Source organism: Arthrobacter sp. ASL1, assembly GCF_056680475.1.
This window is the reverse complement of record NZ_CM155284.1, coordinates 1,431,235-1,442,512: the sequence shown is the minus strand read 5'-3', so window position 1 is coordinate 1,442,512 and position 11,278 is coordinate 1,431,235. Positions and strand designations below refer to the sequence as shown.

The window sequence follows — 11,278 nt, the reverse complement described above, 5'->3', positions numbered from 1 at the left end:
TCCTTCCCTTGTTTTCCCTTGGGTTGTTGGCTGTGTCTGTATTTTTTTACGGAGAGTTTGATCCTGGCTCAGGATGAACGCTGGCGGCGTGCTTAACACATGCAAGTCGAACGATGATCCCGGTGCTTGCACCGGGTGATTAGTGGCGAACGGGTGAGTAACACGTGAGTAACCTGCCCCCGACTCTGGGATAAGCCCGGGAAACTGGGTCTAATACCGGATATTCACTTCCTTCCGCATGGGGGGTGGTGGAAAGATTTATCGGTGGGGGATGGACTCGCGGCCTATCAGCTTGTTGGTGGGGTAATGGCCCACCAAGGCGACGACGGGTAGCCGGCCTGAGAGGGTGACCGGCCACACTGGGACTGAGACACGGCCCAGACTCCTACGGGAGGCAGCAGTGGGGAATATTGCACAATGGGCGAAAGCCTGATGCAGCGACGCCGCGTGAGGGATGACGGCCTTCGGGTTGTAAACCTCTTTCAGTAGGGAAGAAGCGAAAGTGACGGTACCTGCAGAAGAAGCGCCGGCTAACTACGTGCCAGCAGCCGCGGTAATACGTAGGGCGCAAGCGTTATCCGGAATTATTGGGCGTAAAGAGCTCGTAGGCGGTTTGTCGCGTCTGCCGTGAAAGTCCGGGGCTCAACCCCGGATCTGCGGTGGGTACGGGCAGACTAGAGTGATGTAGGGGAGACTGGAATTCCTGGTGTAGCGGTGAAATGCGCAGATATCAGGAGGAACACCGATGGCGAAGGCAGGTCTCTGGGCATTAACTGACGCTGAGGAGCGAAAGCATGGGGAGCGAACAGGATTAGATACCCTGGTAGTCCATGCCGTAAACGTTGGGCACTAGATGTGGGGGACATTCCACGTTTTCCGCGTCGTAGCTAACGCATTAAGTGCCCCGCCTGGGGAGTACGGCCGCAAGGCTAAAACTCAAAGGAATTGACGGGGGCCCGCACAAGCGGCGGAGCATGCGGATTAATTCGATGCAACGCGAAGAACCTTACCAAGGCTTGACATGGGCCGGATCGCCGCAGAAATGTGGTTTCCCCTTTGGGGCCGGTTCACAGGTGGTGCATGGTTGTCGTCAGCTCGTGTCGTGAGATGTTGGGTTAAGTCCCGCAACGAGCGCAACCCTCGTTCCATGTTGCCAGCACGTAGTGGTGGGGACTCATGGGAGACTGCCGGGGTCAACTCGGAGGAAGGTGGGGACGACGTCAAATCATCATGCCCCTTATGTCTTGGGCTTCACGCATGCTACAATGGCCGGTACAATGGGTTGCGATACTGTGAGGTGGAGCTAATCCCAAAAAGCCGGTCTCAGTTCGGATTGGGGTCTGCAACTCGACCCCATGAAGTCGGAGTCGCTAGTAATCGCAGATCAGCAACGCTGCGGTGAATACGTTCCCGGGCCTTGTACACACCGCCCGTCAAGTCACGAAAGTTGGTAACACCCGAAGCCGGTGGCCCAACCCCTTGTGGGAGGGAGCCGTCGAAGGTGGGACCGGCGATTGGGACTAAGTCGTAACAAGGTAGCCGTACCGGAAGGTGCGGCTGGATCACCTCCTTTCTAAGGAGCAGCTAGCATCGCGGGGCCTGCCACTTGGTGGGTTTTCTTGTGGTGTTCAGTGTTTGCCCGTTTCTGCCACTTGTGTTGGCAGGCGGGTGCTCATGGGTGGAATGTCAACGAATCATGGCCTGGGATCCGCGGATCCCGGTTATCCAGTACGCAGTCCCGTTGACGGGGTTGTTGGAACGATGCCGGGGGATGCGAATGGTCCTCGGGTCTTTGGCACACTGTTGGGCCCTGAAACAACAGGCCCCTTTTACCGGTTCGTGCCGGCACTTCTGGTGTCGGTCGTGGTGGTGGTTGGGTTTTGTTTGTTTTGGCTCCCGCGCATGGCCTATGCCACGTACCTTGATCCGGTCCCTTTTGGGGGGTTGGTGGTGCTGGTGGTGGGTGTGACGGGGTTGTTGTTTGGGAACTGCATAGTGGACGCGAGCATCTTGCAAGGACAACGCGTGATTGGCCTGCCTACCCTTTTGGGGTGGGTGGTCTTTTGTGTGTTGTGTTTGCGAAAGCAATTATTTGAGAATCCCCAGCATCTTTTGGGTGTTGGTGGTTCTCTCGATCAAATGCTCTTGTGGAATGACCTTTTTGTGGTCAAGTTTTCAAGGGCGCATGGTGGATGCCTTGGCATCAGGAGCCGAAGAAGGACGTGGGAATCTGCGATAAGCCTGGAGGAGTCGATAACCGGACGTTGATACCAGGATTTCCGAATGGGGAAACCCCGCACGGCGTCATGTCGTGTGACCCGTAGCTGAACACATAGGCTGCGTGGAGGGAACGCGGGGAAGTGAAACATCTCAGTACCCGCAGGAAGAGAAAACAACAGTGATTCCGTGAGTAGTGGCGAGCGAAAGCGGATGGGGCTAAACCGATCCATGTGTGATAGCCGGCGGGCGTTGCATGGGCGGGGTCGTGGGACCAGCCATTCCAGTTCTGCCGGACTGGGGAAGTGAGGTGCGGGTGCATAGGCGAACCGGTTTGAAGGCCGGACCATAGGGGGTGTTAGTCCCGTAGCCGTAATGTCCTCCGCCGCTTTGTGTTGGTATCCCAAGTAGCACGGGGCCCGAGAAATCCCGTGTGAATCTGCCAGGACCACCTGGTAAGCCTGAATACTTCCTGATGACCGATAGCGGACAAGTACCGTGAGGGAAAGGTGAAAAGTACCCCGGGAGGGGAGTGAAATAGTACCTGAAACCATGTGCCTACAATCCGTCGGAGCCACCTTGTTGTGGTGACGGCGTGCCTTTTGAAGAATGAGCCTGCGAGTTAGTGCCGTGTCGCGAGGTTAACCCGTGTGGGGAAGCCGTAGCGAAAGCGAGTCTGAACAGGGCGTTCAGTGGCGCGGTCTAGACCCGAAGCGAAGTGATCTACCCATGGCCAGGTTGAAGCGTGTGTAAGAGCGCGTGGAGGACCGAACCCACTTCAGTTGAAAATGGAGGGGATGAGCTGTGGGTAGGGGTGAAAGGCCAATCAAACTTCGTGATAGCTGGTTCTCCCCGAAATGCATTTAGGTGCAGCGTTGCGTGTTTCTTGCCGGAGGTAGAGCGACTGGATGGCTAATGGGCCCTACAAGGTTACTGACGTCAGCCAAACTCCGAATGCCGGTAAGTCAGAGCGTGGCAGTGAGACTGTGGGGGATAAGCTTCATAGTCGAGAGGGAAACAGCCCAGAACGCCAACTAAGGCCCCCAAGCGTGTGCTAAGTGGAAAAGGATGTGGAGTTGCGAAGACAACCAGGAGGTTGGCTTAGAAGCAGCCATCCTTGAAAGAGTGCGTAATAGCTCACTGGTCAAGTGATTCCGCGCCGACAATGTAGCGGGGCTCAAGCACACCGCCGAAGTTGCGTCATCCAGGTACATAGGTAGGCCTTCGTGGTCCAGCCGCCTGGGTGGGTAGGGGAGCGTCGTGCCGGCAGTGAAGCCACGGTGTGAACCAGTGGTGGAGACGGCACGAGTGAGAATGCAGGCATGAGTAGCGAAAGACGGGTGAGAAACCCGTCCGCCGAATGATCAAGGGTTCCAGGGTCAAGCTAATCTGCCCTGGGTGAGTCGGGACCTAAGGCGAGGCCGACAGGCGTAGTCGATGGACAACGGGTTGATATTCCCGTACCGGTGAAGGACCGTCCCTACCGGACTGGCGATGCTAACCGCCCCAGACACCCACCATCCTTCCTTCGGGAAGGGTATCGGGTGCGAGGCGCGGGACCCGAGCCAGCGAGGTCAACGTATTAACAGGTGTGACGCAGGAAGGTAGCCGGGCCAGGCAATGGAATCGTCCTGGTCCAAGGGTGTAGGCCGAACGGTAGGCAAATCCGCCGTTCACATAGGTTGAGACCCGATAGGCGCCCACTTTGGTGGGTGATCCGGTGATCCTATGCTGCCAAGAAAAGCATCGACGTGAGGTCCAAGCCGCCCGTACCCCAAACCGACACAGGTGATCAGGTAGAGAATACCAAGGCGATCGAGAGAATCATGGTTAAGGAACTCGGCAAAATGCCCCCGTAACTTCGGGAGAAGGGGGGCCCCAACCTTGAACACCACTTGCTGGTGGGAGGGGATCGGGGCCGCAGAGACCAGGGGGAAGCGACTGTTTACTAAAAACACAGGTCCGTGCGAAGTCGCAAGACGATGTATACGGACTGACTCCTGCCCGGTGCTGGAAGGTTAAGAGGACCGGTTAGCCCCTTGTGGGCGAAGCTGGGAATTCAAGCCCCAGTAAACGGCGGTGGTAACTATAACCATCCTAAGGTAGCGAAATTCCTTGTCGGGTAAGTTCCGACCTGCACGAATGGAGTAACGACTTCCCCGCTGTCTCAACCATGAACTCGGCGAAATTGCAGTACGAGTAAAGATGCTCGTTACGCGCAGCAGGACGGAAAGACCCCGAGACCTTTACTATAGTTTGGTATTGGTGTTCGGTGCGGCTTGTGTAGGATAGGTGGGAGACGTTGAAGCGGGCACGCCAGTGTTCGTGGAGTCATCGTTGAAATACCACTCTGGCCGTACCGGATTCCTAACTTCGGCCCATGATCTGGGTCAGGGACAGTGCCTGATGGGTAGTTTAACTGGGGCGGTTGCCTCCTAAAGAGTAACGGAGGCGCCCAAAGGTTCCCTCAGCCTGGTTGGCAATCAGGTGGCGAGTGTAAGTGCACAAGGGAGCTTGACTGTGAGAGTGACAGCTCGAGCAGGGACGAAAGTCGGGACTAGTGATCCGGCGGCACGTTGTGGAACGGCCGTCGCTCAACGGATAAAAGGTACCTCGGGGATAACAGGCTGATCTTGCCCAAGAGTCCATATCGACGGCATGGTTTGGCACCTCGATGTCGGCTCGTCGCATCCTGGGGCTGGAGTAGGTCCCAAGGGTTGGGCTGTTCGCCCATTAAAGCGGTACGCGAGCTGGGTTTAGAACGTCGTGAGACAGTTCGGTCCCTATCCGCTGCGCGCGCAGGAAATTTGAGAAGAGCTGTCCTTAGTACGAGAGGACCGGGACGGACGAACCTCTGGTGTGTCAGTTGTACTGCCAAGTGCACCGCTGATTTGCTACGTTCGGAAGGGATAACCGCTGAAAGCATCTAAGCGGGAAGCCCACTTCGAGATGAGATTTCCATACACGTTTATCGTGTGGGAGGCCCCCAGCCAGACCACTGGGTTGATAGGCAGGATGTGGAAGCGGGGACTAAAGACCCGTGGAGCTGACCTGTACTAATAGGCCGATAACTTACACCACAAAACACCACACACCTTGTGTGTGGGCAAGCATGCTGCGTCCACTATGCGGTTGCGGGACAACAACCCCCAACCAACCACACCACCACCACCTCGGCCTTTTGGGTCCGGGTTGTGGTGGGAAACACCCCCCTGGCGGGGTGTGCTGGTTGGTCGGGGAGCGCCTGGCCATAATAGAATAGATACACCAACGCACCCCACACCCCCTCCAGGGGTTGGGGGAGCGCACGGTAACTGGTTTTCCCACCAAACACCCCCCGGGGTGCTTGGATCGGGTCGAAGAGTTACGGCGGTCATAGCGTGGGGGAAACGCCCGGTCCCATACCGAACCCGGAAGCTAAGACCCACAGCGCCGATGGTACTGCACTCGGGAGGGTGTGGGAGAGTAGGACGCCGCCGGACCATCATTGGGCCCAGGGCCCTGGACAACAGTCCAGGGCCCTGAGTCATTTAACGGAAGTTTTGCCCACCGGAATCACCTCGCTTCCCTGTTGCACCGCGGGGGTAGGGTGGAAAGATGGATGGCATCTTTTCCCACGCTGACCCCGTACCCGGCACCGGTTCGACCGGCGAATCACCGGAAGCAACCAACCCGGTCGTCGCCGCTGTGACCGTGCGGATGGAGTGCGACCAGGCCTACGAGGGGTTCGTCGACTACCTCCACCTCTGGTGGCCCCTGGGCACCCTTGCGGGGATCGGTCCCGGCTCACATCTGGGATTCGAGGGGCAGGACCTGATGGAGGAATCAGAGACCGGACAGCGCCGGCGGTGGGCCACCATACGTCGCTCAGAAGCGCCCGTGCCCGTTGAGCCCCAGGCGTTGGCGCACGGGGTGCTGGAACTCGATTTCATCCTGGGCCATGAGCAGGAGGCGCCCACTCGGGTGTCCGTCGAATTCAGCGAAACAGGGACCGGGGCCACTGACGTCACCGTCACGCATGACGGCTGGTCCGCCGGCGAGGTCGGTCAAGGGCAACGTCAGCTTGCCGGGTCCTGGCCCGAGATACTGGGGTACTATCAACGCTTCATGGGTGGTGCGGCGTAGTTCGCCGGCCGCGTCCACTACCGGCCCCGGGGTGATGCGTCTGCCGTCGGGGCCCGCATGGCGGGGATAGGCCAACAGCCGCCCTTCGTGTCGGCGTGGTCCGCCTGAGAAGGCTGCTGCACCAGCAGCTGGCACCCGTCCCGACCTTGTGCCCGGCACCCTTGGGCGGCGTGGGCATCGGCCCCTTCGATTAGTGAATTCGGCGTCGAGCCGGTAAACTTCTTGAGGTTGATAACCCCACGGGGTGTGGCGCAGCTTGGTAGCGCGCGTCGTTCGGGACGACGAGGTCGCAGGTTCAAATCCTGTCACCCCGACCAGTTGCCGGAGCAGCGGATCACGGTCCGCGGTCCGGAGCAAGTTATCAATCGCGAGTGGGGCCGAGAAATCGGCCCCACTTTTGCGTCGGAGTACCTGTACGCCCCTCCGGAGGTGGTTCTATCGGGAAGGCGGTGCTGTGGAGGATCGGGCTATGAATTCCGTCGGATAAAAGCCCCGCGTCGGATCCTGTTCCGCGTCGCCCTCGCCGAGTAGCGACAGCAACTTGCCCACAGCGTCCGCGCCTTGGCCTCCGGGGTCCTGTGCAATGGTCGTCAATCCAAAGAGCTCCCCGAGCTCATGCCCGTCGATGCCCACCACCGATACGTCGCCGGGAACCTGCAGCCCCAAATCGCGTGCGGCCAGGATTGCGCCAAAAGCCATCTCATCCGAAGCGCAGACGAATGCCGTGGGTCGCCGTCGGGGATTGGACAAGATGTTGCGCACCTTCTGGTACGCGCCAGACGTGGTGAAATCGGCCGTGAGCAGCCATTCCCGACGCACCGGGATCTCGGCCTGGTCCATCGCGTACTCGAAGCCGTCTTCGCGGGCGGATCCCAGCTTGAAGTCGACCTCGAATTCCTCGGATCCGCCCAGGAAGGACACCTCGCGGTGGCCCAGGCTGATCAGGTGTTCCGTGGCCAGGGACGAGATGTTGAAGTCATCGACTCGGATCGTATCGATCTGGGGGATCAGCCCACCGATGGCGACGACCGGCTTGCGCACCGAGGCAAGCTGGCCGATCTCCGCCGGCTCCAACTTCAGGGTCACCGTGATGACCCCGTCCAGCCGCTTGCGCAGCAGCAGCTCGGAGAACACCGAGTCACGGTGTCGTTGTTCGCCTCCGGTGTTGTAGAGGGTGAGATCGTAGCCGGCGTCGATGAGCGCACTCGTGGCGCCTTGGAGCACCGTGGAGTAGAACCACCGGCCCACGGTGGGGACGACGAGTCCGATGTTCCGGCTGCGCCCGGAAGCCAATGACGAGGCGTTGAAGGACACGACGTAGTCGAGCGCCTCGGCGGCCTCGCGCACGCGTTCACGGCTTGCCGCGGAGACCTTGCCGTTTCCACTGAGGGCACGCGAGACCGTGGCGACGGAGACGCCGGCCCGTTCGGCAACGTCCTTGATGCTGGCCATCTGCTTCCTTCCACTGCGGGCCATGGGCCCTCCTGGTTCTTGGCCGGCGGTTCCCGTAACTACCTCGGTCCGGGCCGGAGCCAGGCTGCGGCATCCGGGGCCAGCCGGGGGGTCCCGGCGTCGATCTGGACCGCCTCGGGACCGCTGGCGATCAGGACGCTGCCGGACGGCAGGCCCACTGGGACCTTCGAAGTGTTCAGCACGACGACGATGCCAGAATTCTCGAAGGAGATCACTCCGGGCGCGTGGTCGGTGGCCAGCCAGCGCAGGCCGCCGGGACCGAGCTCCAGCCTACGCCGTGCGTCCAGCGCCTGGCGGTACAGCGACAAGGTCGATGCCGGATCGGCCTGCTGGACGGACCGGGCGAGGTCCTCCCATCCGTCGGGCTGCGGAAGCCAGGCGGAGTCCGCCTGGCTGAAGCCCAGCGTCGGGCCATCGACTGTCCAGGGCAACGGCACGCGGCAGCCGTCGCGCCCGACCCGTTCGCCGCCGGTGCGGAAGAAGTTCGGATCCTGGCGGAAGCGGTCTGCCAACGTGGTGTGGTCGGGCAGGCCGAGTTCCTCGCCCTGGTAGAGGTACGCGCCACCGGGCAGGCCTAGCATGAACAACGTCGCGGCCCGCGCCCTGTCGCGGCCGAGCTCGTGGTCCGGCTGCGGGTCACGCGGGCCTAGACCGTCACCGAATCGGACCGGGGTGCTGGATCCGAAGCGGGTCACATGGCGGGAGACATCGTGGTTGGAGAGCACCCAGGTGCTCGGGGCGCCGACTGCGTCGAACGCGGCCAGCGAGCGGTCCACCACGGCGCGCAAGGCCGTGGCATCCCACCCGGTGTTCAGGTAGGGGAAGTTGAAGGCCTGGTGCATCTCGTCGGGGCGGACCCAGTCTGCGACGGCGTCGACCGGATGGACGTTGGCCTCGGCGCAGAGGATGCGTTCGCCGTCGTATTCGGCGAGGATGGCCCGCCAGCGCCGGTAGATGGCGTGGACGCCGGGGCGGCCGAACATGGGGGCGGAGGCGAACGGGAAGCCGGGGGTGGGGGAACCGTCGGCGGTTCCGCCCCAGTCGGGCAGACCTGGTTCCTTGACCAGCGCATGGGCGACGTCGACCCGGAACCCGGCGACACCGCGATCGAGCCAGAAACGCAGTACGCGGTCGAACTCCGCGTGCACTGCCGGGCAATCCCAGTTGAAGTCCGGTTGCGAGGAATCGAAGAGGTGCAGGTACCACTGGCCGGGCGTTCCATGAGGGTCAGTGACGCGGGTCCAGGCCGGCCCGCCGAAGTGCGACTCCCAGTTGTTCGGCGGCTCGTCGCCGCCGGAGCCGCGCCCGTCGCGGAAGACAAAGAGGTCGCGTTCTGCCGAACCCGGGCCGGCAGCCAGGGCTGCTCGGAAGGCCGGGTGCTGGTCCGAACAATGGTTGGGGACCAGGTCGACGATGACCCGCAACCCCAGGGCGCCCGCCCGGGTGATGAGCGCGTCGAAGTCATCGAGGTCGCCGAACAGCGGGTCGACGTCCGTGTAGTCGGAGACGTCGTATCCGGCATCAAGCTGGGGGGAGGGGTAGAAGGGCGAGAGCCAGATGGCGTCCACACCCAGGTCGGCGATCTGGTGGAGCTCTGCGGTGATCCCCGCCAGGTTCCCGGTGCCCGTACCCCGCATGTCACGGAACGAGCGCGGGTAGACCTGGTAAATCACCGCGCTGCGCCACCACGAGTCGTCGGTGGATGGCACGTGGACGAGGGGGCCGGGGGCGAAGGCAGGCCGGGGCGCCAACACCTGCGGATCAACAGGGGTTCCCGCAGTGGGCAGGGCGGACGCCGAGGGCGGGGCAGAGGGTGGGAACATGGGCTCCAGCTTAGCGTCGGATCCCGGATGGTGGAAGCGCTTGCATTGACTGACTGGGCTTTTTCATGAGTCTGGACGTTCTCAATGAAAACGCTTACAGTTATGCCATACATCACAATGTGTCCCACTGGCGGGGGACTGGTGCGGCGGCGACGCGGACCGGTTCGGGGGCCGGGGGCACTGTACCGAGCTTCGGAGAGGCACACATGAAGAACACCACCGACGGCCGGGGACTTGTTTCCCGTCGTTCCTTCGCCCTGGGAGCCTTCGGCACCTCGGCGGCACTGATGCTTGCCGCGTGCGGCGGCGGCACCGGCAGCAGCACCGCACCGTCGTCGAACGCCGCGTCCGCCGGCGCGGCGAAGTCCACGTCGGCGACCCTGACCCTGTGGGTCGACGCCGAACGCTCCCCGGCGCTGAAGCAGATCGCCGCGAAGTTCAAGGACGAGAAGGGCATCGCCGTCAAGCTGGTCGTCAAGGACTTCGCCGCCGTGCGCGACGACTTCATCACCCAGGCTCCGACCGGAAAGGGCCCCGACGTCCTCGTGGGCCCCCACGACTGGCTGGGCAAGCTCGTGCAGAACGGCGTGGTCGCCCCGCTGCAGCTCGGCGACAAGGCCTCGCAGTTCGCCGAATCTTCCATCCAGGCCATGACGTACGGAGGGCAGGTCTACGGGCTGCCGTACTCCATCGAGAACGTCGGGCTGGTCCGCAACACGGCGCTGTCGCCCGAGCCGCTGAAGACCTTCGACGAGGTCGTGGCCGCCGGGCGGAAGGCCGTTTCCGGCGGCAAGGCGAAATACCCGTTCCTGGTCGGACTGGACCCCAAGCAGGCCGACCCGTACCACACCTACCCGCTGCAGACCTCCTTCGGGGCCCCGGTCTTCGCTCAGAAATCCGACGGTTCCTACGACGGGTCGAAGGTTGTCATGGACAACGCCGGCGGCGTGAAGTTCGCCGAGTTCCTGGCCAAGAACGGCGACAAGGGGACCAAGGTCTTCAACTCGAACATCACCGGGGACATCGCCAAGGAGAAGTTCCTGGCCGGGCAGTCCGCCTACTTCCTCACCGGACCGTGGAACATCCCCGACATCCAGAAGAAGGGCATCAAGTTCGCCATCGACCCGTTGCCCACTGCCGGCGACCAGCCGGCGCAGCCGTTCATCGGGGTCAACGGGTTCTTCATCTCCTCCAAGAGCAAGAACACCCTGGCCGCTACGGAGTTCGTCGTGAACTACCTCAGCCAGGAAACGGCCCAGGACGCCCTGTTCAAGACCGGCGGACGGCCCCCGGCACTGACTTCCTCGTTCGAGAAGGCCGCCTCCGACCCGGTGGTGAAGGCCTTCGGCGACATCGGAGCCAACGGTGTCCCCATGCCCGCAGTGCCCGCCATGGACGCTGTCTGGGCCGACTGGGGCGGCACCGAACTGGACCTCATCAAGGGCAAGGAAGCGAACCCGGGCGCCGCCTGGAAGAAGATGGCCGCCACGATCAACAAGAAGATCTAGCACCCGGCCAACCCGCTGCACCATCGCAGCATCGGTGCACGGGGCGGCCACCAGCCGCCGCCCCGTGCACCACACATCACATCGCACCGCCCGTCGCGTTTCCCCGCAGACGGCCCAGCACCCCTGCGCCGG

4 protein-coding genes, 1 tRNA gene and 3 rRNA genes are annotated in these 11,278 nt (G+C 62.1%); 6 read left to right on the top strand and 2 right to left on the bottom strand.

The window, feature by feature from the left end; translation table 11 throughout:
* Nucleotides 1–45: 45 nt before the first annotated feature.
* The 5 genes from AC1MEQ_RS06830 to AC1MEQ_RS06810 all read left to right on the top strand — a co-directional run bounded on the left by AC1MEQ_RS06830 (nucleotide 46) and on the right by AC1MEQ_RS06810 (nucleotide 6,659).
* A 16S ribosomal RNA gene (locus AC1MEQ_RS06830) occupies nucleotides 46–1,573 on the top strand.
* A 592-nt stretch (nucleotides 1,574–2,165) separates the two neighbouring features.
* Nucleotides 2,166–5,298 (top strand): 23S ribosomal RNA (locus AC1MEQ_RS06825).
* A 284-nt stretch (nucleotides 5,299–5,582) separates the two neighbouring features.
* Nucleotides 5,583–5,699, top strand: a 5S ribosomal RNA gene (gene rrf, locus AC1MEQ_RS06820).
* The 16S, 23S and 5S rRNA genes sit together here, the layout of an rRNA operon.
* Nucleotides 5,700–5,814: 115 nt before the next feature.
* A complete protein-coding gene (locus AC1MEQ_RS06815; protein WP_479795148.1) occupies nucleotides 5,815–6,342 on the top strand; it encodes an SRPBCC family protein in 528 nt (175 codons plus the stop codon).
* A gap of 240 nt (nucleotides 6,343–6,582) precedes the next feature.
* Nucleotides 6,583–6,659 (top strand) — tRNA-Pro (locus tag AC1MEQ_RS06810).
* Nucleotides 6,660–6,777: 118 nt separating this feature from the next.
* Here the strand turns inward: AC1MEQ_RS06810 and AC1MEQ_RS06805 are convergent.
* Nucleotides 6,778–7,818, bottom strand: coding sequence for a LacI family DNA-binding transcriptional regulator (locus AC1MEQ_RS06805; RefSeq protein WP_479795146.1), 1,041 nt, complete (start codon nucleotides 7,816–7,818; stop codon nucleotides 6,778–6,780).
* Between the two features lie 35 nt (nucleotides 7,819–7,853).
* The gene (locus tag AC1MEQ_RS06800; protein WP_479795145.1) at nucleotides 7,854–9,638 is read right to left on the bottom strand and encodes a glycoside hydrolase family 13 protein; all 1,785 of its coding nucleotides are present in this window, start codon (nucleotides 9,636–9,638) and stop codon (nucleotides 7,854–7,856) included.
* Nucleotides 9,639–9,844: 206 nt separating this feature from the next.
* Between AC1MEQ_RS06800 and AC1MEQ_RS06795 the strand changes: the two genes are divergently transcribed.
* Nucleotides 9,845–11,146, top strand: a complete 1,302-nt coding sequence (locus tag AC1MEQ_RS06795; RefSeq protein ID WP_479795143.1) for a sugar ABC transporter substrate-binding protein — start codon at nucleotides 9,845–9,847, stop codon at nucleotides 11,144–11,146.
* The last annotated feature ends 132 nt before the right edge of the window (nucleotides 11,147–11,278 follow it).